The 25,463-nt window shown below is 60.0% G+C and carries 21 protein-coding genes and 2 pseudogenes; 13 read left to right on the top strand and 10 right to left on the bottom strand.

Translation table 11 applies throughout. The features are described from left to right. Nucleotides 1-191: 191 nt before the first annotated feature. The 4 genes from GNZ13_RS15695 to GNZ13_RS15680 form a co-directional block, all read right to left on the bottom strand. Nucleotides 192-3,506: an efflux RND transporter permease subunit gene (locus tag GNZ13_RS15695; RefSeq protein WP_172165882.1), complete on the bottom strand. Its 3,315-nt coding sequence runs from the start codon at nucleotides 3,504-3,506 to the stop codon at nucleotides 192-194. 3 nt (nucleotides 3,507-3,509) lie between these two features. Beyond that, nucleotides 3,510-6,632: an MdtB/MuxB family multidrug efflux RND transporter permease subunit gene (locus GNZ13_RS15690; RefSeq protein WP_172165880.1), complete on the bottom strand. Its 3,123-nt coding sequence runs from the start codon at nucleotides 6,630-6,632 to the stop codon at nucleotides 3,510-3,512. Nucleotides 6,633-6,650: 18 nt separating this feature from the next. Beyond that, nucleotides 6,651-8,078 carry an MdtA/MuxA family multidrug efflux RND transporter periplasmic adaptor subunit gene (locus GNZ13_RS15685; protein WP_172165877.1) on the bottom strand — a complete coding sequence of 476 codons (1,428 nt, stop codon included), beginning with the start codon at nucleotides 8,076-8,078 and terminating at the stop codon, nucleotides 6,651-6,653. A 387-nt stretch (nucleotides 8,079-8,465) separates the two neighbouring features. Continuing rightward, nucleotides 8,466-9,302 (bottom strand): IclR family transcriptional regulator, encoded by an 837-nt coding sequence (locus GNZ13_RS15680; RefSeq protein ID WP_172165874.1) that lies wholly within the window; start codon nucleotides 9,300-9,302, stop codon nucleotides 8,466-8,468. 1,290 nt (nucleotides 9,303-10,592) lie between these two features. Between GNZ13_RS15680 and GNZ13_RS15675 the strand changes: the two genes are divergently transcribed. The 3 genes from GNZ13_RS15675 to GNZ13_RS15665 all read left to right on the top strand — a co-directional run bounded on the left by GNZ13_RS15675 (nucleotide 10,593) and on the right by GNZ13_RS15665 (nucleotide 11,855). Beyond that, on the top strand, nucleotides 10,593-10,943 hold the full coding sequence (locus GNZ13_RS15675) for a hypothetical protein (protein ID WP_172165871.1): 351 nt from the start codon (nucleotides 10,593-10,595) through the stop codon (nucleotides 10,941-10,943). Nucleotides 10,944-11,022: 79 nt separating this feature from the next. After that, a complete protein-coding gene (locus tag GNZ13_RS15670; RefSeq protein WP_172165868.1) occupies nucleotides 11,023-11,205 on the top strand; it encodes a hypothetical protein in 183 nt (60 codons plus the stop codon). Between the two features lie 317 nt (nucleotides 11,206-11,522). Beyond that, complete coding sequence (locus tag GNZ13_RS15665) at nucleotides 11,523-11,855, top strand: hypothetical protein (protein WP_133300418.1); 333 nt, start codon at nucleotides 11,523-11,525, stop codon at nucleotides 11,853-11,855. A gap of 306 nt (nucleotides 11,856-12,161) precedes the next feature. Here the strand turns inward: GNZ13_RS15665 and arsH are convergent, their stop codons facing one another. Further along, nucleotides 12,162-12,926 (bottom strand): arsenical resistance protein ArsH, encoded by a 765-nt coding sequence (gene arsH / locus GNZ13_RS15660; protein ID WP_172165865.1) that lies wholly within the window; start codon nucleotides 12,924-12,926, stop codon nucleotides 12,162-12,164. Beyond that, the gene (gene arsC / locus GNZ13_RS15655) at nucleotides 12,926-13,348 is read right to left on the bottom strand and encodes an arsenate reductase (glutaredoxin) (protein WP_172165862.1); all 423 of its coding nucleotides are present in this window, start codon (nucleotides 13,346-13,348) and stop codon (nucleotides 12,926-12,928) included. The genes arsH and arsC overlap by 1 nt, the downstream gene beginning before the upstream one ends. 148 nt (nucleotides 13,349-13,496) lie before the next feature. On the opposite strand from arsC, the gene GNZ13_RS15650 reads away from it, so the two are divergent. From GNZ13_RS15650 to GNZ13_RS15630, 5 genes and pseudogenes are all read left to right on the top strand, one after another. Then, nucleotides 13,497-13,832 (top strand): ArsR/SmtB family transcription factor, encoded by a 336-nt coding sequence (locus GNZ13_RS15650; RefSeq protein ID WP_172165859.1) that lies wholly within the window; start codon nucleotides 13,497-13,499, stop codon nucleotides 13,830-13,832. Next, nucleotides 13,829-14,287, top strand: a complete 459-nt coding sequence (locus tag GNZ13_RS15645; RefSeq protein ID WP_172165856.1) for an ArsI/CadI family heavy metal resistance metalloenzyme — start codon at nucleotides 13,829-13,831, stop codon at nucleotides 14,285-14,287. Before GNZ13_RS15650 ends, GNZ13_RS15645 begins: the two co-directional genes overlap by 4 nt. Then, nucleotides 14,284-14,805, top strand: a pseudogene (locus tag GNZ13_RS15640) (arsenate reductase ArsC). The gene GNZ13_RS15645 and the pseudogene GNZ13_RS15640 overlap by 4 nt, the downstream one beginning before the upstream one ends. Nucleotides 14,806-14,850: 45 nt before the next feature. Then, nucleotides 14,851-15,351 (top strand): arsenate reductase ArsC, encoded by a 501-nt coding sequence (locus GNZ13_RS15635; protein WP_172165853.1) that lies wholly within the window; start codon nucleotides 14,851-14,853, stop codon nucleotides 15,349-15,351. Continuing rightward, a complete protein-coding gene (locus tag GNZ13_RS15630; RefSeq protein ID WP_172165850.1) occupies nucleotides 15,348-16,127 on the top strand; it encodes an aquaporin in 780 nt (259 codons plus the stop codon). The genes GNZ13_RS15635 and GNZ13_RS15630 overlap by 4 nt, the downstream gene beginning before the upstream one ends. 53 nt (nucleotides 16,128-16,180) lie before the next feature. Here GNZ13_RS15630 and GNZ13_RS15625 read toward each other — a convergent pair whose 3' ends face one another. Continuing rightward, nucleotides 16,181-16,489: an acylphosphatase gene (locus tag GNZ13_RS15625; protein WP_172165847.1), complete on the bottom strand. Its 309-nt coding sequence runs from the start codon at nucleotides 16,487-16,489 to the stop codon at nucleotides 16,181-16,183. Nucleotides 16,490-17,164: 675 nt separating this feature from the next. On the opposite strand from GNZ13_RS15625, the gene GNZ13_RS51525 reads away from it, so the two are divergent. The 4 genes and pseudogenes from GNZ13_RS51525 (at nucleotide 17,165) to GNZ13_RS15610 (ending at nucleotide 21,756) form a co-directional block, all read left to right on the top strand. Continuing rightward, entirely contained in the window at nucleotides 17,165-17,944 is a 780-nt protein-coding gene (locus tag GNZ13_RS51525) for an REJ domain-containing protein (protein WP_216674862.1), read from the top strand. Between the two features lie 1,033 nt (nucleotides 17,945-18,977). Continuing rightward, a pseudogene (locus GNZ13_RS54255) lies at nucleotides 18,978-19,169 on the top strand (hypothetical protein); the annotation flags it as partial. A 109-nt stretch (nucleotides 19,170-19,278) separates the two neighbouring features. Beyond that, nucleotides 19,279-19,782 (top strand): hypothetical protein, encoded by a 504-nt coding sequence (locus tag GNZ13_RS15615; RefSeq protein ID WP_172165845.1) that lies wholly within the window; start codon nucleotides 19,279-19,281, stop codon nucleotides 19,780-19,782. A gap of 1,716 nt (nucleotides 19,783-21,498) precedes the next feature. Beyond that, nucleotides 21,499-21,756 carry a DUF4148 domain-containing protein gene (locus tag GNZ13_RS15610; RefSeq protein ID WP_172165843.1) on the top strand — a complete coding sequence of 86 codons (258 nt, stop codon included), beginning with the start codon at nucleotides 21,499-21,501 and terminating at the stop codon, nucleotides 21,754-21,756. Nucleotides 21,757-22,005: 249 nt separating this feature from the next. Here GNZ13_RS15610 and GNZ13_RS15605 read toward each other — a convergent pair whose 3' ends face one another. The 3 genes from GNZ13_RS15605 to GNZ13_RS15595 all read right to left on the bottom strand — a co-directional run bounded on the left by GNZ13_RS15605 (nucleotide 22,006) and on the right by GNZ13_RS15595 (nucleotide 24,052). Next, nucleotides 22,006-22,278, bottom strand: a complete 273-nt coding sequence (locus GNZ13_RS15605; RefSeq protein WP_172165840.1) for a hypothetical protein — start codon at nucleotides 22,276-22,278, stop codon at nucleotides 22,006-22,008. A gap of 105 nt (nucleotides 22,279-22,383) precedes the next feature. Further along, nucleotides 22,384-22,713, bottom strand: coding sequence for a hypothetical protein (locus GNZ13_RS15600; RefSeq protein ID WP_172165837.1), 330 nt, complete (start codon nucleotides 22,711-22,713; stop codon nucleotides 22,384-22,386). Between the two features lie 571 nt (nucleotides 22,714-23,284). Continuing rightward, the gene (locus GNZ13_RS15595; RefSeq protein WP_328807233.1) at nucleotides 23,285-24,052 is read right to left on the bottom strand and encodes an alpha/beta hydrolase; all 768 of its coding nucleotides are present in this window, start codon (nucleotides 24,050-24,052) and stop codon (nucleotides 23,285-23,287) included. 1,190 nt (nucleotides 24,053-25,242) lie between these two features. Between GNZ13_RS15595 and GNZ13_RS15590 the strand changes: the two genes are divergently transcribed. Next, nucleotides 25,243-25,380, top strand: coding sequence for a hypothetical protein (locus GNZ13_RS15590; RefSeq protein WP_236002013.1), 138 nt, complete (start codon nucleotides 25,243-25,245; stop codon nucleotides 25,378-25,380). Nucleotides 25,381-25,463: the final 83 nt, after the last annotated feature.

Genomic DNA, 25,463 nt, shown 5'->3' with positions numbered 1-25,463 from the left:
CCCCCTCCAAGCCAGGGGACCCGCTTAAGAATTAGCGGTTGGAGCCGCTTTCTTTGCTTACTTTCTTTGCGGCGGCAAAGAAAGTAAGTGCCTGCCCCGCACAGGGGCGAACGCTAATAGACCAATAACAAATCAAGGAAAGGCCAACACCGCAGGCATACAGACAACAAAGCGCCGCGCAGGCAAAAAAATCAAGAAGGCGCCATCCCAGCTCTGCGAGCCTTCCGCGACTCCCACCGCACCCGAATCCGATCCATATAGAGATACACCACCGGCGTGGTATACAGCGTCAGCATCTGACTGACAATCAACCCACCCACAATAGCAATCCCCAGCGGAGCCCGCAGCTCCGTCCCTTCCCCACGCCCAAAGGCCAGCGGCAACGCCCCAAGAAGGGCCGCGCAAGTCGTCATCATGATCGGCCGGAACCGCAGCATACAAGCCTGAAAAATCGCATCCCGCGACGACAATCCCTGCCGGGAGGCTTCAATCGCAAAGTCCACCATCATGATTGCGTTCTTCTTCACGATGCCGATCAGCAAGATCACCCCGATCAGCGCGATGATGCTGAACTCGGTCTGGAACAGCAGCAAAGCCAACAACGCCCCCACACCCGCGGAGGGCAGGGTGGACAAAATCGTCAGCGGATGGATATAACTCTCATACAACATCCCGAGCACGATATACACCGCCGCCAAAGCGGCCAGAATCAGAATCGGCTGGTCGGACATCGACTGCTGGAACGCTTGGGCCGTCCCTTGGAAACTGCCGTGTATTGTCCCCGGCATGCCGATCTGCGCCATCGTGTCGTAAATCGCCTGCGTCGCTGTCGATAACGACACGCCCGGCGGCAGATTGAACGAAATCGTCGAAGCCACGAACTGGCTCTGGTGATTCACCGACAACGGCGTATTCCCGGGGCTGAAGCTCGCGATCGCCGACAACGGCACCATCGTCTCCTTGGAGGTCGACACCGCCGCGCCCGACGAAGCACTCGATTTGCCGCTCGCCGCAATCGAATTGATCGCCTGGTTGCGCGCGGAATCGGCGGCGATGCTCGCCGCGCTCGACGCAGTCGTTCCCGCCGTGCCGCCAGTCGTCGCGCTCGTGCTAGTGGTAGCGGTGGTCTGCGCGGTCACCGTGCCGGCCGGCGCGTTGGTGGTTTGCGCGCCGCTCGCGCTGCCGCCCGAGGTGCTGATGTAAATCTGTTTCAGCATGTCCGGGCTCTGCCAGTACTTCGGCGCCACTTCCATCACGACGTGGTACTGGTTCAGAGGGTTGTAGATCGTCGACACCTGGCGCTGGCCGAACGCGTCATACAAGGTGTTATCGATCTGCGCCGGCTTGATGCCAAGGCGTGCGGCGGTGGCGCGGTCGATCGTCACCATTGCCTCGAGGCCGCCTTGCTGCTGGTCGGAATTCACGTCCGCGAGTTCGGGGCGCGCTTGCAGCGCCTCAGTGAGCTTCGGTCCCCACAGATACAGATCGGTGGTCGAATCGGCCAGCAGCGTGAACTGATACTGCGCGTTCGATTGCCGGCCGCCGACGCGAATGTCCTGCACTGCCTGCAGGAAGGTCCGCGCGCCGGCCACATCGCCGAGCGGGGCGCGCAGTTGCTGGATAACCTGGTCGGCGGATAGCTTGCGCTCGCTCTTCGGCTTCAGCGAAACGAACATGAAGCCGGAGTTGGTCTGCCGGCCGCCGGTGAAACCGGCCACGCTGTCCACGGCGGGATTCTTGCCGACGATCTCCATCATCTCCGAGAACTTGCCCTTCATCGCCTGGAACGACGTGCTCTGGTCGGCCTGGATGCCGCCGATCAGGCGGCCCGTGTCCTGCTGCGGAAAGAAGCCCTTCGGCACGATGATGTACAGCCAGATGTTCAGCCCGATGGTCGCGAGCAGAATCATCACGATCAGGCGCGGATGCAGCAGCGCCCAGCCGAGGGTGCGCTCATAACCGCGATGCATCGACGTGAAGCCGCTTTCGAGCCAGCGTCCAAAGCGTCCTTCTTCCGTCTTTTCGTGTGGCTCGCGCAGGAGGCGCGAACACATCATCGGCGTCAAGGTGAGCGAGACGAGCAACGATACGCCGATCGCGAGCGACAGCGTCACCGCGAATTCGCGGAACAGCCGCCCGACGATGCCGCCCATCAGCAGAATCGGCAGGAACACGGCGACCAGCGAAATACTGATCGACAGCACCGTGAAGCCGACTTCGCGTGCGCCGAGGAACGCGGCCTGCATGCGCGGCACGCCATTCTCGATATGCCGTGAGATGTTCTCCAGCACCACGATCGCGTCGTCGACCACGAAACCGGTCGCGATCGTCAACGCCATCAGCGACAGGTTGTCGATCGAAAAGCCCAGCATATACATCGCGGCGAACGTGCCGATGATCGAGATCGGCACGGCCACGCTCGGAATCAGCGTGGCGCGCCAGTTGCGCAGGAACAGGAACACCACCATCGTGACCAGCGCCACGGCGATCATCAGCGTGCGCTCTGTGTCTTTCAGCGACGAGCGGATCGTCGTGGAGCGATCGGCGGCCGGTGCGATGTCGACGTCGGCGGGCAGCGACGCGTGCAACTGCGGCAGCATCGCGGTCACGCGGTCGATGGTGTCGATAATGTTCGCGCCGGGCTGGCGGTACAGAATCACCAGCACCGAACGCTTGCCGTTGAAGAGGCCGAGGTTGCGCAGATCCTCAACCGAATCGACCACTTCCGCGACGTCGGAGAGCCTCACCGCTGCGCCGTTACGATAGGCAATGACCAGATCCTTATACTGCGACGCCTTGCTCGCCTGGTCGTTGGTATAGATCTGTACGCGGTTCGGACCGAACTCGATCGAGCCTTTCGGGCTGTTCGCGTTGGCCGCGGCAAGCGCCGCGCGCACGTCTTCGAGGCCGATACCGTAGTGGGACAGTGCATTCGGTTCCAGTTCGACACGCACCGCCGGATTGGCCGAACCGCTCACATCCACTTCGCCGACACCGTCTACCTGCGACAGCGATTGCTGCAATACGGTGGCTGCCGAGTCGTACAACTGGCCGGCGGTCAGCGTCTTCGACGTGAGCGCGAGAATCAGGATCGGCGCGTCGGCCGGATTCACCTTGTGATACGTCGGATTGCTGCGCAGGCTCGTCGGCAGATCGGCGCGCGCGGCGTTGATGGCCGCTTGCACGTCGCGCGCGGCGCCGTCGATGTCGCGGTTCAGGCCGAACTGCAACGTAATGCGCGTCGAGCCGACCGAGCTCTGCGAGGTCATTTCGGTGACGTCGGCAATCGAGCCGAGATGCCGTTCAAGCGGACTGGCGACGCTGGTCGCCACCGTGTCCGGGCTCGCGCCCGGCAACGTGGCCTGCACCGAAATAGTCGGGAAGTCGACCTGCGGCAGCGGCGCGACCGGCAGCTTGGTGAACGCAAAAATCCCGGCCAGCGCAATGCCGATCGCCAGCAGCGTGGTGGCGACCGGGCGGGAGATAAACGGACGCGACAGGTTCATCGCTCAGGTCCCTGCATCGGTGGCGGGCGGCACCGGTTTGCCGCGATTGAAGCGCTCACGCACACGGCGGGCGAGTGCGTCGAAGCCGAGATAGATCACCGGCGTCGTAAACAGCGTGAGCAACTGACTGACGATCAAACCGCCGGCAATTGCGATACCGAGCGGGCGGCGCAACTCCGAGCCTGCGCCGGTGCCGAGCATCAGCGGCAGGGCGCCGAGCAAGGCGGCGAGCGTAGTCATCAGGATCGGCCGGAAGCGCAGCAGACACGCCTGAAAGATGGCTTCACGCGGCGGCTTGCCTTCCTCGCGCTCGGCGTAGAGCGCGAAGTCGATCATCATGATGGCGTTCTTCTTCACGATACCGATCAGCAGCACGATACCGATGATGCCGATGATGTCCAGATCGTGCCCGGTAATTAACAGCGCGAGCAGCGCGCCGACGCCCGCCGAGGGCAGCGTCGACAGAATCGTGATCGGGTGAATGAAGCTCTCGTACAGCACGCCGAGCACGATATACATCGTGACGATCGCCGCGAGGATCAGGAACAGCTCGTTCGACAACGACGCCTGGAACGCCAGCGCCGCGCCCTGGAAGCGCGTCTGGAACGACGCCGGCAAACCGATATCCTTCTCCGCCTGATCGATCGCTTTCACCGCGGCGCCAAGCGACGCGCCGGGCGCGAGATTGAACGAAACGGTCGTGGCCGGGAACTGGCTCAGGTGCGTGACGAGCAGCGGCGCTGGCTTCTCGATGAACTTCGCGATCGACGAAAGCGGCACCTGTCCGCCCGTCGAGGTGGAAGAGGGCAGATAGATCGAGTTCAACGACTCGGTGTAGTGCTGCATCTGCGGCTGCGCTTCCAGAATCACTCGGTACTGGTTCGATTGCGTGAAGATGGTCGAGATGATGCGCTGGCCGAATGCGTCGTAGAGCGCGCTATCCACGGTAGCCGGCGTGATGCCGTAACGCGACGCCGTAGCGCGGTCGATCTCGATGTAGACCGACTGGCCGTTGTCCTGCAAGTCGGTGGCCACGTCCGCCAGTTCGGGCGACTGCTTTAGCCGGTCGACCAGCTTCGGCACCCACGTGGTGAATTCGCTGATGTTCGGGTCGGTCAGCATGAACTGGTACTGCGTCGGGCTGACAGTGGAGTCGATTGTCAGATCCTGCACCGGCTGCATGTACAGCGAGACGCCCGGAATATGCGCGACGTCCTGCTGCAACTGGCGGATCACGTCGCTCGCGGTGCTGGTGCGGTCGTCACGCGGTTTCAGGTTGATCAGCATGCGGCCACTGTTCAACGTGATGTTGCTGCCGTCCACGCCGATGAACGAGGTGAGGCTTTCCACGTCCGGGTTCTTGAGGATTTGCGCGGCGAGTTCCTGCTGACGCTCGGCCATCGACGCATACGATATCGACTGCGGGGCCTGCGTGATTGCCTGGATCACGCCGGTGTCCTGCACCGGGAAGAATCCCTTCGGAATGTACACGTACAGCACGCCGGTCAGCACCAGCGTGAGCACCGCGACGAACAGTGTGGAGCGCTGCCGGTTCAGCACCCAGGTGAGCGCGACCGCGTAGCGGGCGATCACCCAGTCGATAAACCGGTGGGCCTTTGCTTCGAATCGGTGGCTTTCATGCGGCGGCGAGTGGCGCAGGAGCTTCGCGCACATCATCGGCACGAGCGTGAGCGAGACGATGGCCGAAATCACGATCGTCACGGCCAGTGTGATCGCGAATTCGTGGAACAGGCGCCCGACCACGTCGCCCATGAAGAGCAGCGGAATCAGCACGGCGATCAGCGAAACCGTCAGCGAAATGATCGTGAAGCCGATCTGTTTCGAGCCCTTTAGCGCGGCCTCCAGCGGAGACTCGCCTTCTTCGACATAGCGCGCGATGTTCTCGATCATCACGATTGCATCGTCGACCACAAAGCCGGTCGCGATGGTCAACGCCATCAGCGACAGGTTGTCCAGCGAGAAACCACACAGGTACATCACGGCAAGCGTGCCGATCAGCGACAGCGGCACCGACAGGCTCGGGATGATGGTGGCGTAGATGTTGGCGAGGAACAGGTACATGACCAGCACCACCAGCACGACCGACATCAGCAATTCGAACTGCACGTCGCGCACGGAAGCGCGGATCGTGGTGGTCCGGTCGGTGACGATCTCCACCTCGAGCGCCGCGGGCAGCGATTGTTGCAGTTGCGGCAGCAGCGTCTTGATGCTGTCGACCACCTGGATCACGTTCGCGCCCGGCTGGCGCTGCACGTTCAGGATGATCGCCGGTGTGTTGTTGACCCATGCGCCGAGCTTGGTGTTCTCCGCGCCCTGCACGATGGTGGCGACGTCCGTCAGCATGACCGGGCGGCCGCCCTTGTACGCGACCACGGCGCTCTTATAAGCGTCGGCGTCGGTCAGCTGATCGTTCGCGTTGATCGTGTAGTTGCGCGTCGGGCCATCGAAGTTACCCTTCGGTGTGTTGACGTTCAGGTTCGAAATCGTGGTGCGCAAATCGTCCAGATTCAGACCGTATGCGGCGAGCGCGCGCGGGTTCGCCTGAATCCGCACGGCCGGGCGTTGACCGCCTGACAGGCTCACGAGACCCACACCCGCCACCTGCGAGATCTTCTGCGCGAGACGCGTGTCGGCCAGATCCTGCACCTGCGTGAGCGGCAGCGTTTTCGAGGTGATCGCGAGCGTGATGATCGGCGCGTCGGCGGGATTGACCTTCGCGTAGATCGGCGGCGCGGGCAGGTCGGACGGCAGCAGGTTGCCCGCGGCGTTGATCGCCGCCTGAACTTCCTGCTCGGCGATGTCGAGCGGCAGATCGAGGCTGAATTGCAGCGTGATGATCGACGAGCCGGCCGAGCTTTGCGACGACATCTGATTCAACGACGGCATCTGCCCGAACTGGCGTTCGAGCGGCGCGGTGACCGACGAGGTCATCACGTCCGGGCTCGCGCCCGGATAGAAGGTCTGCACCTGGATCGTCGGATAGTCGACCTCGGGCAGCGCGGAGAGCGGCAGAAAGCGCAGCGCGACGAGACCGACCAGCATGATCGCCGCCATCAGCAGCGCGGTGCCGACGGGGCGCAGAATAAAGGCGCGGGATGGATTCATGCGGTAGTTGCCATGCCTTTATTGCGAGGCTTGCGCCGCGTGTTTGCCGTGATGTGCGAGGGCGCCGGATGCACCCGATGCCGCCGCCGCGCCACTCGCGCCACTCGCCCCACGGGCGCCTGAAGCGCCGCGCGGCTTGTCGGCCGGAATTGTGATCTTCGCGCCTTCCTTCAACCGGTCCGAACCGTCGATCACGACGCGCTCGCCGACTTGCAGGCCGGATTTGATGCTGGTGCGCTCGCCATCCACCGGGCCCACCTTGACCGCACGCACCGTCACCGTGTTGTCCGGTTTCACGACGTACACGAACGGGCCGATCGAGCCGTTCAGCACGGCCGGCGTCGGCACGATCACCGCGTCCTTGATCGTATCCACGAGGAGGCGTGTATTCACGAACTGATTCGGAAACAGCACGTTCTTCTCGTTCTGGAAGATCGCGCGCAGCTTGACCGTGCCGGTGGTGGTGTCGATCTGGTTATCCAGGGTTTCGAGCGAACCGCCTTCGAGCGAAGTGGTGTTGCTGCGGTCGTACGCGGTGACCGAGAGCTTCGCGCCGGTTTGGGTTTGCTGGAGGATCTGCTGCAGGTTGTCTTCGGAGGTCGTGAAGATCACGCTGATCGGCTGCAACTGCGTAATCACGACGATGCCGTTGGAGAGGCTCGGCGTCACGTAGTTGCCCGGATCGACCTGGCGCAAACCGACGCGCCCCGACACCGGCGCGGTGATGCGCGCATAGACGAGGTCGAGCTTAAAGGTGTCGATGTTCGCCTGGTCGGACTTCACCGTGCCTTCATACTGCCGCACGAGCGAGGCTTGTGTATCGACTTGCTGGCTGGCGATCGAGTCTTGTGAGAGCAGAGTCTGATAGCGCTTCAGGTCGAGGCGGGCGGTTTGCAGCAGCGCCTGGTCGCGCGCGAGGGTGCCTTGCGCGTTTTCCAGCGAGATCTGATAGGGGCGCGGGTCGATCTGGGCGAGCACGTCGCCCTTCTTGACCATCTGGCCTTCCTTGAAATACACGTCCTGCAGCACGCCGCTCAACTGCGGCAGCACGGTGACGTTGGCGAGCGGCGTGACCGTGCCGAGCGCGGTCAGCACGACCGGCATTTCACCCTGTTTGGCAGTCCCCACGTGAACGGGCTGCGGCATGTTGGCCAGGCTGGCGGCGCCACCGCGGCCCGCGCGGGCGCTGCTCGCGCCACTCGCACCGGCAGCCGCGCTCGCGCCGCCGCCGGGCCCGCCCCACGGATGCCAACGCCACAACACGACCCCGAGGATGACCAGCGCCGCCACGATCAGAGCGATATTGCGCCCGCGATGGCTTTGGGCTGCGACCGGCACGGTGCCGGGACCGCCAGCAGGCTTCCCGGTGGCGGACGGTTGCGAAGCGGGTTGGGAAGCCGGAGCGGCAGGGCGTGAGGTTTCCGGAAGCTTTTGTTGTTCGTCCATCGGTTCGGTCAGGTGGCTGGCTTTGATGTGAGCCGCTTGCGCGGTCGTGCCGCTTCGACAGTTCGGCGGACCGGCACGCAGGCGGCATGACAGGCGGTTTCAACAGTGGACGCACCGCGAATGTTTAGCGCGATGCTACCCGATGCGCGGGACGACGATGTTAGCGCAATGCGCCATCTTGGCAGGTCGGCGGGACGTTATCGAAGGGTGGTAACGGCAAGCCGGGCGAGCGCACCGCGACTGGAAGGCATGATCCTACGTCGCGGGCTCTGTAACAGTCCACCCGTGTATTTTTCTTTTGATTACGAAGGTTACAGTACGCGTGGAGGACGGGTTGAAAATGCCGTGGCCGCCGATCGGCGAGCGTCTCTTGCGTTTCAGTTAGTTTCAGTTATCCAGGCGGCGCCCAGGCGTGCCGCCAATCTCGAGAACGATCTTACTGATGCATTCGAGCAGCGCCGGCGCCGCGTGCGATATCAGCCAATCGCGCGGGCACTGATCCGCGGAGCCGCCGCAATTGACTGCATAGCGCTCGCCCGAGGGGCCGATGAACCCTGACGCGATGGCGTTCAGGCCGTTGTACCATTCGCCCGTGGCGATCGCGAAGCCTTGCTCCGCGGTTTCCCGTAATGCGTTTGTCAGGCGGCTGCTGACGTGACCCCAGTCGTCGCCTTCGGCGGCCTGCAAGCCGATCAGTAATTTTTCACGTTCCGGTTCGGCGAGTGCCGACAGATAGGCGCGGCCGACTGCAGTGCGGCTGAGGTTCATGCGTGAGCCGATTTCGAGGCGCGACACCAGCACCGCCGAACGTGGCCGAATTGCGTCGATCACCACCATGTCGAGGCGGTCGCGCACGGCCAGATGGACGGACAACGCGGTGCGTTCGGCGAGTTCGATGAGGAAGGGGCGCGCTCGGGCCCGGATGTCGAAGTTGCGCAGAAAACCGTTGCTCAACTCCAGTACCGACGAGGTCAGCACGAATCGCTCGCTGTCGGGCAAGCGGAACAGGAACCCTGCGCCGACGAGCGTGGCGGTAATCCGCGAGACGGTGGGCTTCGGAATGCCGGTTAGCTCGGTCAATTCACGGTTGCTGAGCGGCGCGTCGGCTGCGGCGATCGAGCGCAGCACGGTCAAGCCGCGTGCCAGCGCGGTGACTTCGTCGCCCGAACCGTCTTTGTCTTTGGCTGGGCCTGCAGCAGCTCGGGAGGGCGTCGGTCGGTTCATATCGTTTTTCTGGAACTATATTTCAGTTTTCTGTCGGCTTGCCTGCCAGCAACCGTTCCGCAAGGGTTTGGCGGAGGCCCCAAAATAAGGCATGAAGGTCTTTTTTCATCTGAAGATTCATTGTATCGGAATATTTTGCCGTGACGAATGAAGCCTCTTTAGATTTTGCTTGACTTAGTCAGCATAACCATAAAAAATGGAACCTCATTTCGAAAGACGGTTTCAGGTTCTGCATTTTGAAGTTTCGAACCGACCGTGGCTCGCGGAGTGTGTGGTCGAGTGTCTTTTAACAGTCCCCCGTAACAGTCCACGCAGTGTCTGTCTCGAATCTTGAGTCCGGCCTCCAACATCGCGCACCCGTCCAACTTTCGAATCCCGTCTCTCAGGTTCTAGCACGGCCCTCGGAATGGCTAGAACTTTTTAAGGCGTCACGGCAACGTGACGCCTTTTTTTTGTGTGCTATTGGCGCACAACAAAGTCTGCGCCAAACAGCTGAAGCTGCCTTAAGGAACAACAAAGTCTGCATGGGACATAAAATGCGTTTTGCATTGCAGCATTAGCGATGGCTGAATCCTGCAACGTGGCCCGGTAGGCCGACCTCCATTCTCGCTGCTCGAAGAAGCCTTGAAGTTGCTCGAGATGAGTGCCGACAAATACAGCGCGCCTCGGCCGCTCAGCGACTGTTTTGTGGCTTTCATCGGGCGCAAAACGGGCAGCGAAATTCAGCCACTCGCACGTCTCGATATCCTCGCGCACAACGGAAGGGCCGAGGCCAGCATAACGTCTGCGGACTCTACACGGGTAGATACGGAAAGCGTCCCTTACACCGAGGACGATGACGTCGTCACGATTGCGTGCAAGATGTCGGAGGGCGTCGTCTGTGCTAAATGACGACTCGCCTTCGTCGCCGGCAGAACCGGCGCCACCTCTGGCGACAGTGTCGGTGCATGCAGGGGTGTACCTCGCTCATGACCTCGCGTCGGCCATGCCCCTTGTTTGCGCAAGTGTGAGACAGAGCGTATCCGGCGAAGCTCTGTGGGAGCGAACTGCGCTCGCGTTGCAACGCGTCCAGCCAGCGTGGCCCTACCCGAAATGTGATGCCCTGACGGTGTTTGTACGCGATAACAGCTGCCTGACGGCAAGATTCGACGTGAGCGTAACTTGGCATGGCGCGATTGCGTGGATTGTTGTCGGCAACATCCCGCGCATCAGGCATGCGCCAATTCCGGTGGACGACGGCGATGACGTAGTAGCCATTGCTCGCAAAATCTTTGCAACTGGACTGTCGGAATGAAAAACGAAACAGAAGTGCCCGACGACTTTCCGCCCGATGACATGCCGGCTGTGGTGTCGGGCGTGCAAACAAAAATAGGCGCCGTGCTGTCGAGGGGACGCTACATCGTAGGGCAGACTGACGAAGAGCGCGAGGTGCGCTGGATGATATGCGAGGACCTCGCGCAGCGGCTCATCGCTGTCGCCAGAAAAGACGCAGCGAAGCACCCGACCAACATCACGGAACGAACGGTGGAGCGTGTGCGCGTCTCTGTTGCTCGCAAAAATTGGGTGTCAGCCGATGAATTGACTTGGCTTATGCGTCGGCCAGGTGTACTGCTGGCGCAACGAAAGGCATCAGGTGGGTAACTATCCCAGTATGTAATGTGCCAGACACCTCAGATCATTGAGACGTGAGGCGCCTTCACTTTTGGGGATGGAGATAATCATGTTCGCGACGTACCTGCTTGACGACGACTACTACGCGCCGATGGATTGCTCGCTGGATAACGGGACCGAGACGGCGACGTCGCCGTATCAGCTGCTGCTTCAGGAACCGAAGGCAACCCTAATGCGTAGCACCGACGAGAATCCGCAGTCTGCTCATGTGGCAGTTCCGGGCAATAACTAGCTCGACGGCACAGACGCGGCGAGTCGAGGCCGATTTGCGCTGCAGTTCAACGAATTGCGGTCCGGTGGTCGCTCGCTCGAGGCGCAGACGTGCCCCCTACCCAACTCCAGCTTCCGTGTCCGTATCAATCGACGAGAAGCCAGGTGTCCCATTTCCGGCCGTCTCCGAGAGCAGGTTCGATGTTTTGTCATGGAAGCGCTGCTTGACCCGCTGGGGCGAACGAAGGCAGTATCAGAGACGCGGCGCATTGCCATACCGGCGAACTGGCAGTGGGCATGTGCCTGCCGGAACCCAACTCCATCGGTGAGGAGACGTCCATGATAGAGGTGACGAATACGTACGACCTGCAGCCAGGCGTGAATCTGGAGTCTTACGCCGAATGGGCCAGGAAGGCGGCGGAAACGATTGTGCAGCAGCCAGGTCTGGTCGAACTTCGCGCGAACCGGAATATGCTCGGCGCCCCGCAGATTCGAACGACCACCTGCTGGAGGTCTACAATCGACTGGGCGACGTTCGCAGACGGGCCATGGCGCGCGCTGGAGCAGGAATTACGGACCTTCGCGACCAATTTCAAGGTTGAGATGTGGGGACCGTCGCCGCTCCTGCCGACGCCACTCCGTCCGGACCCAACCGGCGGTGCTGGTGCGTGAGCAGACGCACGCGCGTCGTCAGCATCGAAACCGGTCGCGGCAGTCCGTCCGAAAGAGCTGTTTTTCTGGCCGTCTGCCTCACCTGACCCAGATGCTCGCGTGCTGTGCTCACGAATTGCAGTCGGTCAGACACCGACTGCTTTCGTCACAGGCGCGGTAACCGTCATGCGCCACGGGACTGTGTGACGATGCGAATTGCCCCCTGTTGAAAATTCAATTGTTGACTACGGGTTGCCCATTCCGCGCTTGCCTATACGCCGCCGCGTACCGCGCAAGGCGCATCGCGCGAGATTGCCGTCCGGACTGTTACTCGACTTCGCCGTCATCGGTGTCGGAACTCCCAGCGGCGTTTTCATGAGCCATCGCAGCCCGGGCCAGGGTGTTTGCCAGCTCGGGCGTCGCCTCCTTGCGTTCGCTATATCGGTCGGTCAGATAGTCTGAGCGGTCGCGTACGAGCAGCGTGAACTTGTAAAGCTCTTCGATCACGTCGACAACGCGGTCGTAGTACGGCGACGGCTTCATCCGGCCGCTGGAATCGAATTCCTGATATGCCTTCGCGACAGACGACTGATTGGGGATGGTGACCATGCGCATCCATCGTCCGAGCACACGCAACGCATTGACCGCGTTGAATGATTGCGAGCCGCCGCACACCTGCATGACAGCCAGCGTCCTGCCTTGCGTGGGACGAATACTGCCCAGCTCAAGGGGCAACCAGTCAATCTGATTCTTGAACACGGCGGTCAGTGTGCCGTGCCGCTCCGGGCTGCACCAGACCTGACCTTCCGACCATTCTGACAGCGTCCTCAACTCGACCACCTTGGGATGGTCGGCAGGCACGCTGTCCGCGATGGGCAGGCCATGCGGGTCGAAAACCTTCGTCTCCGCGCCGAAGTGCTGAAGGATGCGTTCCGCTTCGAGCGTGAGGAGCCGGCTATACGACGTCGGCCGGAGCGAGCCGTAGAGCAGCAGGATGCGCGGTGGGTGGGCTGAGACCGTACGTGGCTCGAGCTTTTGCAGGTCAGGCGTGTCCAGATGCGGCTCGCTAATGTTCGGCATGTCCTTTGTCATCAGAGAACCCTCCGGCCCTGCCTGTCAACGACGACTTCGCCATCTTCTTTCGTGAATGGTCCCTGCTGCGGTGACGGAAGGACGTCCAGCACGACCTCGGACGGCCGGCACAGCCGTACGCCCAACGGCGTCACGACAAATGGCCGGTTAATCAGAATCGGATGTTCGACCATGGCGTCGAGCAATTGCACGTCCGCCAGCGTCGGGTTATCGAGCCCGAGTTCGGCGTAGGGCGTACCTTTTTCACGCAGCGCACCGCGCACCGTCAGTCCCGCTTTGGCAATCATGTCCTTCAGTTGCTCACGACCGGGTGGGTGCTGCACATATTCGATGATTTCCGGCTCGATGCCGGCATTCCGGATAAGCGCAAGCGTATTGCGCGACGTCCCGCAGTCCGGGTTGTGAAAGATGGTGACGGTCATGTCGGTCTGCTCGGATGGGTAAGTGATGCCTGCGCTGCGGCCGGGCGGTGGAGAGCGAGGCGTCGCGCACGCTCAGGATATGCGTACAGCGCGCACTTCATTTTAACACTTCTTGAAATATTGAAAAGGCACGACTATCATTCAACGTATGGACTCAAACATCGCCATTCGCTCGCTTGCCGCGCTCGCCCACGAATCGAGGCTTGCGGTGTTCCGCATGCTCGTTACGGCGGGCCCTCAAGGGTTGCCGGCGGGCGAAATCGCCCAGCAACTGAACGTCTCGCCGTCGAGCCTTTCGTTCCATCTGAAAGACCTGTCTCACGCCGAACTCGTTTCAGCGCGCCAGGAGGGCCGCTACGTGTTCTATTCGGCCAACTTCGATGCAATGAGCGAACTCATTGGGTTCCTGACCGAAAACTGCTGCGCCGGTGCGCCCTGCGCGACGGTCAATGCCCTCAAGCCTTGCTGCGGAGAAGAGTCATGAAACGCATGCACGTACACGTATCTGTCGAAAATCTCGCGGACAGTATTCGCTTCTACTCTGCGCTCTTCAGCGCACAACCGGTCGTGGCGAAGGATGACTACGCCAAGTGGATGCTGGACGACCCGCGCGTCAACTTTGCGATTTCGCAACGCGGCCATCAGGTCGGCGTGGACCACCTTGGCATCCAGGTCGAGTCGGAAGAGGAACTGAATGAGATGAATACGCGACTGGATTCGGCCGCGCTTCCCAAAGAAACACAAACTGGCACGGCCTGTTGCTATGCAAGGTCCGACAAGTACTGGACCATGGACCCGCAAGGTATCGCCTGGGAGACGTACCGCACGCTGGACTCGATTCCGACTTTCGGCGAATCGCGGGCGAAGCCTGTCGAAGAGACGACAGGTGCATGCTGCGCACCCGCCGCGTCGACTGTCTCATTCCGGAGCCGTTCATGAACGACCGGACGTGCAACGTGCTCTTTCTCTGCACCGGCAACTCTGCGCGCAGCGTCATGGCGGAAGCGCTGCTCGCCACGTTGGGGAAAGGCCGCTTCCAGACATTCAGTGCTGGCAGTCATCCGGCGGGAAAGGTCAATCCTTTCGCAATCGAACAGGTGCTGAAGACGGGCTACGACACCTCGAATCTGCGTAGCAAGTCGTGGGATGAGTTCGCAGAACCGGATGCACCACACATGGACTTCATCGTCACGGTGTGTGACCAGGCCGCTGGCGAAGTATGTCCGCTCTGGCCGGGGCATCCGTCGTCAGCGCACTGAGGCTTCCACGACCCCGCCGCTGTGGACGGCCCGGATGATGTCAAGCGCGCTGCATTCGAGCAGGTTTTTCAGCAGATACAACACCGGGTCGAAGCGTTTCTCAAGGTGCCGGTTGAGACACTCGATGAAGCCGCCATTCGCGCCGAGTTGCATAGGGTTGTCGACATCGACGTCACTGCCATTGGTGCGACCTCGTAACAGATAGCGACTGGCTTTCCTCTGCATATCCGCCTGGGATTCGACATGAACGACAAAGTCTATAACGTGCTGTTCCTCTGCACCGGAAATTCGGCGCGCAGCGTGCTCGCTGAGGTCCAGTTGAATGCGCTTGGCGGCGGGCGGTTCAGGGCCTACTCGGCCGGCAGTCACCCGAAGGGCGAAATCAACCCGTTGACGCTGCAGCTCCTGCAGCAGATGGGGCTCTCGACAGAGGGCCTTCGAAGCAAGTCATGGGATGAATTTGCCGCCCCCGATGCGCCGGTGATGGACTTCGTCTTTACCGTATGCGACCAGGCTGCCGGGGAGCAGTGCCCTGTCTGGCCAGGGCAACCCATCACTGCGCACTGGGGCGTTCCCGACCCAGCCGCTGTCGAGGGTAGCGACGACGCGAAGAAGCGTGCATTCAAGGATGCGGCAGCGACACTCCGCAAACGGCTCGAAATTTTCAAGAGTCTGCCGATTGCCTCGCTCGACCGCCTCGCGCTGAAGAAGGAAGTGACCGACATCGGGAAATCACCGCTATGAGGTTACGTCATGCTGTCGCCGCCGAGTTCTTTGGCTCGGCGCTGCTTCTCGCGACTGTCGTGGGCTCCGGCATCATGGGCGAGCGACTTGCCGGTGGCAATGTGGCAATCGCGCTTCTGGCCAATACGCTGGCAACTGGCGCGGGGTTGGTCGCGCTCATCGCCACCTTCATCAGTATTTCGGGCGCACACTTCAACCCGTTGGTGACGCTCGCCGAGGTCTGCCTTGGCAAGCTGCGATGGAAGCACGCCGGAGCCTATGTCGCAGCACAAGCTATCGGCGCCATCGCAGGAGTCATAGCCGCTCACGGGATGTTTGACCTGCCGTTGATAGAAGCATCGCGGCACATTCGCACCGGCCCATCGCAATGGTGGAGCGAAGTGGTTGCGTCGTTCGGTTTGCTCACGGTCATTCTTAACGTCGCAAAACGACGCATAGAATTTGTTCCGGTGGCGGTAGGCGGCTATATCACAGCGGCCTACTGGTTTACAGCTTCGACCTCGTTCGCAAACCCAACTGTGGCTATCGCCCGTTCGCTCACGGACACCTTCGCAGGTATCCGTCCTATTGACGCGCCTGGATTTATTGTCAGCGAGTTGGCGGGCGGTGCCCTCGCAATTCTCCTGTTCCGTTGGATGGAGCGGTCACGCGACCCATCAGGAAGCGCACCTGAAGCAGTCAACAAGGAAGGTGCCAGCGATGACGCTGGGCGTCTGCGTGAGGAGACGGCTGAGCAGATTGACGTAGCCGGATTGGGTGGCGGGCAGAGACGCTAGTGCCCACCGGAGGTGAAAGCGCTCGTTCTTCCACCCTGGCGATTCGCCTGCTCTTACAGGGTGGGCAAGCGCTCGAAGATGTCAAAGCGAAGAAACGGGGGCGGCAGCTCGGTTACTTCAAGCTCTTCAACCAGCGCAGCGGACATGCCCTCGCTTAGCCAGGCGCACATGTTGGCGAGCTGCTCCGGCGAGCCCTGCAGCATCGCCTCAACTGAACCGTCCATCCTGTTACGGACCCAGCCAGTGACGCCGAGCAAATGGGCGCGGCGTACGCAGGCTTCCCGATAGCCGATTCCCTGCACGTCGCCACGTATCCGCACTAGCCGGGTTTCAAGCAGTTCGTCCTTGTCGCCAGATTTCATCGGCGTACTCCGTTGCACGTTGATACCCTTATGAGGGCGTTTCAGTGAAGTGGTTCGGCATGCAATCGCATGCTTGCGCATCTTTTCCAACCCATCTTGAGTCCGCCCTTTGACGGCCATGAAGCCGGCGCCCGCTCGAAACTCGAAGACGCTTTAAAAAATTGGCGCGTTATGAGCCCTGCAATAATCGGATGAAACTCAACGACTCACTCCGACCCACCGTGGCTTAGACGAGGGTCGCGTGAACGCCACGAGGTCCTTGTTCCGTAAGGATTTCAGCGACATTTTTGTTACCTGACTTAAGCGTACCGCTTTCTCAGTAGCAGGTTGAAATCCGTCAAATGCTGGCCTATCGTTTATTGACAAATAAATAGAAGTACTGCTCACCTCATCGTGGGCCTGCTTGGTGTCCGGGGCGGTGTAGTTAACCAAGACTAAACGGCGACTATGGACACCTGCTTCAAGCACACACTCTCGATACCCCGTCAGTAACGCCCTACAGCGCGCCATCTCCGGCGCACGTATGCGCTTGTCTCTACAGCTTCCGAAGCGCAGAGGCAGCGTGCCTTTGCGTTTGCTCGTCCCTTGGTCCATCCGGAGATGGAAGCTACACGGCGCGCCGTGCTAAGCCGGTTGTTAACCCGCCGAAGCCATTTTCTACGAAGGAGCACTGCCGTGCGCAGACCTCTTCTTTCCCTACTGGGTGTGCTGTCACTTTTGATGGGGCTGGGTGCAGCGTCGAGCGCGCTGGCCACGACAATCACACTGACTTTCGACGAGTTTCAAACGGGGACCGCTGTTACAAACCAGTACGAGAATCTTGGGGTGCTGGTGTCTGGCGCGACCGCTTTAGCTGCCGCAGCTTTGGCGGCCCCAGCTAGCCCTTGGCCTGCCAACACCCCGCCGAACATAGCCTACTCGCCACTTGGCCTGATGACGTTCACCTTGAACTCCGCCATCACTGGCAACGTTCAATCGGTGTCAGCCTACCTGTCGGAGGGCGTGGGGGTCAATGTCGGCATCTACGCCTATGACGCTTTAGGTGCCCTGGCTGGGTGGGCGATTGCGCCCGCCAATTCCGTTAATACGTTGGTGTCCGTCACCTCCACGGGCAACCCGATTGCCACGGTCCAGATTCATGACGGTCGAGGCGCCTTCTTCGGGGTCGATACCGTGACGTTCACCACTGCGGCCGATGTGATGCCGGTAGCCAATGGCGGGCCCACGCGGGAAGCAGAGGTAGGGCACCTGGTCACGCTGAATGGCGGCGAGAGTTATGACCCGGACACCCCGCCGCAGCCGTCGACGTTTCTCTGGACGCAAGTCTCGGGTCCGGCCGTGACGCTGTCGGGCGCACCCACGGCCAGACCGACGTTCACAGCATCGGCAAACTCGCCACGGCGAAGGTGTTCGGTGAGCAAGGAGACATTGGTTGCAGACTGTGCAATCCGCTGACGAAGTGACCCCAGAGGATGTGCACGACGGGCGTCACGACCTTCATCTGGACTGTCTGGCTTGAGGGGCGTGGCGCAAAGCGACTGAACAGGCTTTTCTTGCTCACAACAACGGCGGCCGTTTGGCCGCCGTTGCGCGGTATGCCCCGGCAAGGCGCACGCACTTAGTGGTGAAAGTCCGACACACGCCCGGCAAGGGGTAACGTTAGGCGGCGGTCGGAAATGTTGGCAAAGCAGCATGTCGGGGAAGGTACGTGGCGTACGAGGCATTGATGGCTCCGGCGCGTGTTCGTTTGACTGTGAATTGAACTGCTATGAAGCATGGAATCAAGGAGAGACTCATGTGCAAACGTAATAAGCTCGGCAGCTTTCCACCTAATCGCCTCCTACAGCGACGCATAGTTCCCGCTAATGTCACTATGAAGTTGCACATTGAGACCTTGGCGGCATCGCCGCCGATGGATAAGACAATCGGCATTGCCTCAGTGGTGGCAGTGCTCTTCTTGACATGGTCAATTGCGTCCGGTCAGACGGAAGGACACGTGGCGCTTCCGAAAGGAGGTTCTCCAGCGGCGCTCACAGTCTCCGAGGACGGTAACTACCGATTCGCACAGAACAGTGCAGCTCCACCCAGCCAGGTTCCGAACCCATATGCCGATGACAACCCGCAGGGAGGCATAAACACCATAATCAACTCAGAGCTGGGGTCCATCGACGAATGCTACAGGGGGGATGCACCCCTATTTCAACGACGACATCATAGGCAACATTCCTAGCAACTTAGGAGAAGCCGCCACGAAGGAATTGGTGATTGCTTGTGACAAGTTAGACGCGATGGGGGGCTCCCCCATTACTTTGAACTTTGGCTTGGTCTCCATTCCTTCCGATAAGCTCTGCCCCATTCTTAGAAGTAAGAAAAAGTGCTAGCGATGAACGATGCGCAGTAGAGAGAGCGACATCGAATCGATGGCGCGCTGCTTCAAGCCTGGGCCGCTCACAAGCGCTCTGTATCTAAGGTTCGGCGTGCCGATGACGATACGCCCCCCACCGAGGTGACTGCGGTGTCGCCGGAGATTGCAGCTGCAGGCCATGACCGTTGCATCATTCCAACAAAGCCAGAGAACGTCAACGCATGGCTCAACCCGAATGCATCAGACCTTGCGACTCAATTCGCGATACTTGATGACAGGGACCTGCCGTACTACGAGTATCGGCTCGCGGCATAACGGTGTGAACAATTTCGAACCGGTTCCAGCTCGATAAAAGCGGCTTCTAGTAACATTGCGACGTTGATTAAGCACCGCAGTGAACCAAGCATCGAATAGCAGGCATCGAATGGACATTTTCTACTACTGGCAGAAGCTCGAGCAGAACCTCAAGAACGGCCAAGTCGGCTACTTTGGCTCCAACAATACGAGAGTCATTCGACTCGCAGAGCGGTTGCCAAAGCGCATTTGGGTATTCAAAACACCGAAGGGGATGAAAGGGTCCATCCAGTTGGTCGGCTCGCTGCTTGTGAGTGATGAACCACGCGTAGCTGTGGCTACCGACTACCCCAATGTCATTTACTACGACCCGTTCTCGCCTGAATCCGTGATGTTCACGGACTCCGATACGCAAGAACGCATCCGGGGGGGCTCTGCCTACTTCCAGTATCGCTTCCACTCTGCGTTCAGTGCCAATTTCAATGGCGATGCCGGGGTGCAAGCTATGGAATCGAATGTCGTCCGCGGGTTTGAAGCGCTGGTTTCTGGTTGGAGCACATGCCAGATGCTGGAGCGCGTCAAGGACCGCCGGAAGGTTCAGCCCATCAATCCGTTTGCGCACCGCTCAACATGACATCAATCGCTTAGGCGCAGCGCTGCACGCTACAAAGACCACCGCGACCTATTGGTCGGCCCGGATGACGAGGTCTTATACGGCTCCCGTCGGAGCCGCTTCGGAAGCATTTCCCTCTATCGCATCTCAGGCCCCCAACGCCGGAAGCAACTCTACTGCGGGCAAGGGAGGTTCTGCGGGGGTAGTCTATTATTGCTATCCGTTTGCTTAGGCGCGGTTGCGGCGACTCGCCTGCGTTCACTGTGTGGCCAGCGAATCGCGCAGCCACGCGCCTCGAAACTACTCGACAGGGTCGAAGAAGTTAGCGATTCCCAGGTAGGTGACTGCGTCCATTTCCGCACATCTGTTTCCTTATAAGTAGCGGAAGCGATAGTGCGCCCGCGCATTGAACTCCCCCGACAAACGATTATTGATGCGGCGGTGGAAGCGGCGGAAGTGGCGGAACCGCTGGAGGCGGCGGACGATGTGGACGCGGCCGATGGTGATGGCGCCGTGGTGGTGGCAACGGCCTGCATCTCCGAACGAGGTGCCCGTGCACCCAAACACGCCGGCATTCCATGCGCGTCCGCGCGCTGGCCTCCGTAGGTAGGGCGAAGACCGTAGTTGCGACCAATAGTGCGGCCAGTACGCCTTTGTACATATATCTCCGATTGAGCAGCTGAGAACTGCGCGGGTAGCGAGAGGTAGGTCCAAACAGACGCCTTTTCGCTGAGCAATTGTTCTGCTTACATACGAAGACCACCGATTGACTGCAACAGTTCCCGTGCATGCAACGTGGAGGTCTGCCGCTGATTCAACTGGCAGGGAGGATGAAACATATCGTCTGGAACAGCATCAGATGCTGCTCTCGCTTTCTTCAAATCAACCGTTGCGGTGTCGCGACGTACCAGGTTAGACCAGCACAGTAGATAGCCTAGTCACCGTCCAGTCCAGAGTGTTGGTTAATAGCAAAATGCTAAAAACTGCTGCTTCTTTGTCCGATATTTCTGTTGGCGCTGGTCTATAACAGATTGAGCAACGCAATCTTATTGCCGTTGCGGACTCACAAGGTCACTACGCGCAGACTTCCGTGCGACTCTTCAGCACCTATCTGCCAGCGCTAATCGGCTACATACGTAATTAGCGACGCAGCATTTTCGTCCACAAGGTCGGACTCGGTCGCGGCAATCTCGAGTCGAATCACCGACGACATTGCTCCGCATTCTCCGAAAGACGACCGATTCCGCAGGTTGCTTCGCTTCCACCTACGTTGGAACGGAGCCTCGCTATTCGGGTGGGCGGAAATGATGCCGCAAGTATCCCGAGGCGGTCGTCCGGAAATTTGCTCACCAATCAAGGTGTCAAGATGAAAGTACTAGCGATGGTAACGGCAAGTGCATTGTGCCTATTGACGGCGGCCGGTGCCGCGTATGCGCAGAATGTGCAACAAACTCCGTCTGCGCAAATGAATCAGTCGGCCAAACAGCAGGGTGCGGCGTCCACGGAGGAACAGATGCGTGACACCTCGGTGGGTGGCGTGCCGATGTCGAGAACGCAAACTGGTACGCGCAGCCCGTATGGGACGCCGTGTACGGTTGGACTGTCCTGCGATATTTACCAAGGTAACTAATTGGAGCCGCACATATGGGTCGTCGCCGAGGCCGGGTCGAGAATATCTACAACGGCCTCTCCTGCCTGGTTCGAGAAACCGAACCACATTACGTGGAGTATGGAGAGATGAAACCACTCAAATTCGCAGTAGTTAGTGCCGCTGCTCTCGCGTTCGGGTACGTTCAGGCTCAGGATACGTCGCCTGGAACGCAGACCACCAGTCCCGCTGTGTCCTCGACAGACTCTTTTGGCGGTGTCCCTGCCACGACCAGCGATACCGGCATGTCAACGGGTAAAACACGGGCCCAGGTCTATCAGGAGTATCTGCGCGCGCGTCAGTCGGGTGAACTCGACAAGATTAACCAGCAGTATGGCGGGCAATAAAGGCAGAGGTGTGCGATTCCGGGGTAGCGGCCAGCCGCTGCCTTGTCACCGTCGACAAGTGTTGCAATCAGCTCCTGCGGATTGCCTCTGCGTTGTCCGGCTGCTTCTGCATGGCTACGCAGTGGCGTACCACGAGTCCGTGCACGTCGCTCGTCCGGCCGAAAAGGTGGCTCAGTAGCTACGGAGCAGTCCGCGTACCGCGCTGAATTGCGAGCGCCACGATTTAGCGCAGCGAAGTCGCGACCGTCGTCAAAACATGCCGACAGCCGCCTGCACGAAATGTTGCTCTGCGGTCGACGTCCGTCTGTTGGCAGTCGGCGGGAATACACACCAACTGCCGTCATCATGCTTGAAGAAGAACAGCGCGTGCGCTCCTGATGGCGACGATGTCTCGACGCATACGTAACGTCGGCCGCCCAATCTGGTGCGGCTGAAAGCGGTCACGCGAACTGGTGTCGCGGGCGCCGGCGCGAGCCATTTTTCGACCTGCGAATGCAGGGATTGCCCGTTCGTGCTGTTCATGTCGCTCTCCAGCAAGTCTGAAGGTCACCAAATTTAGATAGAACGCAGACCGCCGACGCCAGCGCCGGTCTTATCCCGAGTTGTCGCTGGCGCTAGCGATAGGCGTTATTGTCCGATTTGCCGGCTCACGCGGTTTTCCTGCTGGTTCAACGCGTAGTCTTCACGCCGGGTGATATGGCCGCCGTCCTGCCTTGCCATATCGCGCTCCTCCTGGCGAATCTGACGGTCATCGCGATGAAGCCTCGCCGCCTCGGCGTGCGACATTTCGCCTTCCCGTACTTCCTGATGAATGCGCCGGTCCTGATTCGCGAGGCGCTCATTGACCTCAGCGCGGCGCGGGTGCGTCGCATCCCAGTTTGTTTGAGCCGACGCTGTGCCCGCGAATGACAGGGCGAGTGCGGCAATAGCGGCGAGTTTGTAGGCAACGTTGTGCATGTTCGTCTCCGGTTCAGTTGAAGGGGCGGTTTCTGGCCGTTCATCTCCTCAACGTCTCGGGCGACCACGATGTTGACCGTGGAGTTGTGAGTTGTGAAACCGAATATTTCGTTTTGTCTGGACTCAGACAACGGCGCGGGAGCGTGTAGGTGTTTCAAATTACACGTCTAGTTACACACAAAAACACCGGTAATCTGCCGGCTCAATATAGTGCCTTCACAACTGACAAGTGAGGAGCGCTATGAAACGAATTTTTGTGCTGATGCTGATGGCCGTATGTCTCGGAAGTGCGCTGGGCGGCTGCATCGTTTTGCCTGCAGGCGGCTATTATCACCGCTATTGACCGTAGCTGACTCGCTGCGCATTCAACTGCCCAACTATACATATCTGACCAGGCAATTCATGACCATCTCACGCAGTCGCTGATTTGCGATGACACTGGTTGCCGGGTTCGGGATCGGCGCATCGTCCGTCGCCTTCGCACACGTCAATGTTGGAGTAAACATTGACATCCCCGGTGACTATGGATGTCTTTGGCGAGAGACGCAGTTGTCGTGGACGTCCGGATTTGCTATTGCGCTGGTGCCACCTGCAGCGAGCGAAATACCTCTCGCCAATGGTCGGCGGTCATCGAGCTGAACCAGTCATTGTGACCGGCGCCAGGCAATAACAGAAACTGCACATGCGGGTGCAGGCGGGCGAGCCGTTCGGCGTGCCATACGGGGATGAGGGTATCTAGCTCGCACCCGACTACGACGACCTGACCCGCGTAGTGCTTGAGCGCATCGACTGTATCGAACGGGGCATGCAGTATCCATCGCACTGGAAACAGCCGTAGCTTTTCCGCTGCAACGCTTTCCAGCGAATCCCACGGCGTGACAAGCAGCACACCGGCGACCGCTGATTCTTCGCCTCGGATAGATTGCGCTGCCATACCGGCACCCAACGACTCGCCAACCAGAAATATCGATTCTGCCCATTGAGCCCTGGCGTCGGACAGCGCACTTCGCGACGCGGCCAACGCAGCCTTCATCGTCCGCGTGCCCTGTCGCCTGCCATGGCCGGGATATTCGACGAGGACAACCCGGTAGCCAAAGCGCACGAACACTTCGGCGAGCGATTGTTTGTTCTCCGCAGACTCAGCGTTGCCGTGATACACGAGGAACGTTCCAATCGGCTGGCGGCCGGTTGGCGTGATGACGTATCCTGCGTACCAGCCTCTGGGGTACCAGGATTGGACGTCATAGTCCGCATGACGCCCCAACCGGATATCAGTCACGGTTGGCGCCGGCGGGAGCAAAAGCCGGTCCTGGAAAACATAAAGGGCGACCACCGCCACAACGTAGACGATGAACGCAAACCGCAAGCCAGAAAGTAACAGCGTCATATCTGTTTGAAGCGCGCACGCGCCGATTGGATGTGTGGCCCCGTGTCGACACAGTCTCACTGTGCCCCGTTGCCCAGAAGCGCAACAAACGCTTCACGAGCCTCTTTCAACTGTTGCATGGCAGCTTCGAACCTGACAAACCCGAGAGTCGTTCGCTGTCCGTCGCTGCCCGATGCGCAGTGTCGTTCAGGAGCGGTAGACGCAGCCTGCACGTCGCGAGCAGCGCTCACGACTCGCTCCAGAGCACTTCCCTCCATGGACCGGGTCTTTTCTGCCGACATGGAGTTCGACTCCGTTACCTCGCATGCCATCGATACGCGTATCGTCGACGACGATTGCGAAGGCTGCTCTATCGCGAGGAGTCATTCCCGGATGCATACTGACCAGGTTGCGCTTGCAACGCAGAGGCTCCATCGAATGTCTGTTGAAGTCTAACGCCGGCGGCCTATAACAGAACTTGCAGCGCGGACCTTATCTGCGCAAAGGGTTACGAGGCTTTGGTTAAGCAACCTTCCAGTGCACCGCCCTGCACCGCCCAAAACCTAGGGCGTGCTGTTCGTCAGTAGTTACCTAACTACTATGGCAGCCCGGCCAGCAGTGGCCGGTGTCCGACCTCTCCCGCTCGCGCCCATCGACCCAGTCCGGTTGACTGTGAACGTATGTCTTGCGAGCAGGTGTCCAGATTAACAAACTGTCGAGAAAAGGACGCAGGCAAGTGGCAATGTATTGAAGGAGTCTTGAAATGAAATCACGTTTGGTGTTGACGGCAGCTATCGCTTTGCTTCTTGTGGCGGGTATGGCGACCGCAAAGGAGGCGCGGGACGTACGGCCATACGCTCACGAGACGATGCAGGATACCGCCAGCGCGTCTGCTCAATCCAGCAGTGACATGTCGTATGGCGGCGTTCGCGACACACATAGCGCATCTGGCGGCGCACGCACTCGAACTTGCTCTACCGGACCTCAATGTGACGTTTTCTTTGGTCAGTGAGGCAGGTCGCCTGTGAGGACCGCCGTGGTGAAACAACGCGTGTGGCGGTCCTCTCAACAGAAAGCTGGATTTTAACTTTGCGGTTGACCGAAGACAGCATGCTGACCAGGCATCGCTTGGCGACAGCACGACGAAACGTGAAGAGGCTGTCATGGAACAAGATGAGTTCAGCGCTTTCGAACACCGAGGCTGGGAGAAGGTCGCGCAGCCGTACCACTCGAATTTCGGCGACTTGACCACGCAATTGCGTATTCCGGTGAACGTGACCGCCAATTCCGGCGCAACGTGACCGTTGCGCACGGGTGGGTGTTACGCGGTTCAGATTGTAGACGGGGCGGTCACGATGAGTTGTTTTTTCCCTCCTATTTTCGT

The organism is Paraburkholderia elongata (assembly GCF_013177735.1).
GTDB classification, from domain to species: domain Bacteria; phylum Pseudomonadota; class Gammaproteobacteria; order Burkholderiales; family Burkholderiaceae; genus Paraburkholderia; species Paraburkholderia elongata.
This window is presented reverse-complemented; position numbering and strand designations above follow the sequence as displayed.

Bases quoted from the DNA above. Each gene is read 5' to 3' on its own strand.
- GNZ13_RS15695 (WP_172165882.1), bottom strand. From the start codon at position 3,506: ATGAACCTGTCGCGTCCGTTTATCTCCCGCCCGGTCGCCACCACGCTG.
- GNZ13_RS15690 (WP_172165880.1), bottom strand. From the start codon at position 6,632: ATGAATCCATCCCGCGCCTTTATTCTGCGCCCCGTCGGCACCGCGCTG.
- GNZ13_RS15685 (WP_172165877.1), bottom strand. From the start codon at position 8,078: ATGGACGAACAACAAAAGCTTCCGGAAACCTCACGCCCTGCCGCTCCG.
- GNZ13_RS15680 (WP_172165874.1), bottom strand. From the start codon at position 9,302: ATGAACCGACCGACGCCCTCCCGAGCTGCTGCAGGCCCAGCCAAAGAC.
- GNZ13_RS15675 (WP_172165871.1), top strand. From the start codon at position 10,593: ATGAAAAACGAAACAGAAGTGCCCGACGACTTTCCGCCCGATGACATG.
- GNZ13_RS15670 (WP_172165868.1), top strand. From the start codon at position 11,023: ATGTTCGCGACGTACCTGCTTGACGACGACTACTACGCGCCGATGGAT.
- GNZ13_RS15665 (WP_133300418.1), top strand. From the start codon at position 11,523: ATGATAGAGGTGACGAATACGTACGACCTGCAGCCAGGCGTGAATCTG.
- arsH (WP_172165865.1), bottom strand. From the start codon at position 12,926: ATGACAAAGGACATGCCGAACATTAGCGAGCCGCATCTGGACACGCCT.
- arsC (WP_172165862.1), bottom strand. From the start codon at position 13,348: ATGACCGTCACCATCTTTCACAACCCGGACTGCGGGACGTCGCGCAAT.
- GNZ13_RS15650 (WP_172165859.1), top strand. From the start codon at position 13,497: ATGGACTCAAACATCGCCATTCGCTCGCTTGCCGCGCTCGCCCACGAA.
- GNZ13_RS15645 (WP_172165856.1), top strand. From the start codon at position 13,829: ATGAAACGCATGCACGTACACGTATCTGTCGAAAATCTCGCGGACAGT.
- GNZ13_RS15635 (WP_172165853.1), top strand. From the start codon at position 14,851: ATGAACGACAAAGTCTATAACGTGCTGTTCCTCTGCACCGGAAATTCG.
- GNZ13_RS15630 (WP_172165850.1), top strand. From the start codon at position 15,348: ATGAGGTTACGTCATGCTGTCGCCGCCGAGTTCTTTGGCTCGGCGCTG.
- GNZ13_RS15625 (WP_172165847.1), bottom strand. From the start codon at position 16,489: ATGAAATCTGGCGACAAGGACGAACTGCTTGAAACCCGGCTAGTGCGG.
- GNZ13_RS15615 (WP_172165845.1), top strand. From the start codon at position 19,279: ATGGACATTTTCTACTACTGGCAGAAGCTCGAGCAGAACCTCAAGAAC.
- GNZ13_RS15610 (WP_172165843.1), top strand. From the start codon at position 21,499: ATGAAACCACTCAAATTCGCAGTAGTTAGTGCCGCTGCTCTCGCGTTC.
- GNZ13_RS15605 (WP_172165840.1), bottom strand. From the start codon at position 22,278: ATGAACAGCACGAACGGGCAATCCCTGCATTCGCAGGTCGAAAAATGG.
- GNZ13_RS15600 (WP_172165837.1), bottom strand. From the start codon at position 22,713: ATGCACAACGTTGCCTACAAACTCGCCGCTATTGCCGCACTCGCCCTG.
- GNZ13_RS15590 (WP_236002013.1), top strand. From the start codon at position 25,243: ATGGAACAAGATGAGTTCAGCGCTTTCGAACACCGAGGCTGGGAGAAG.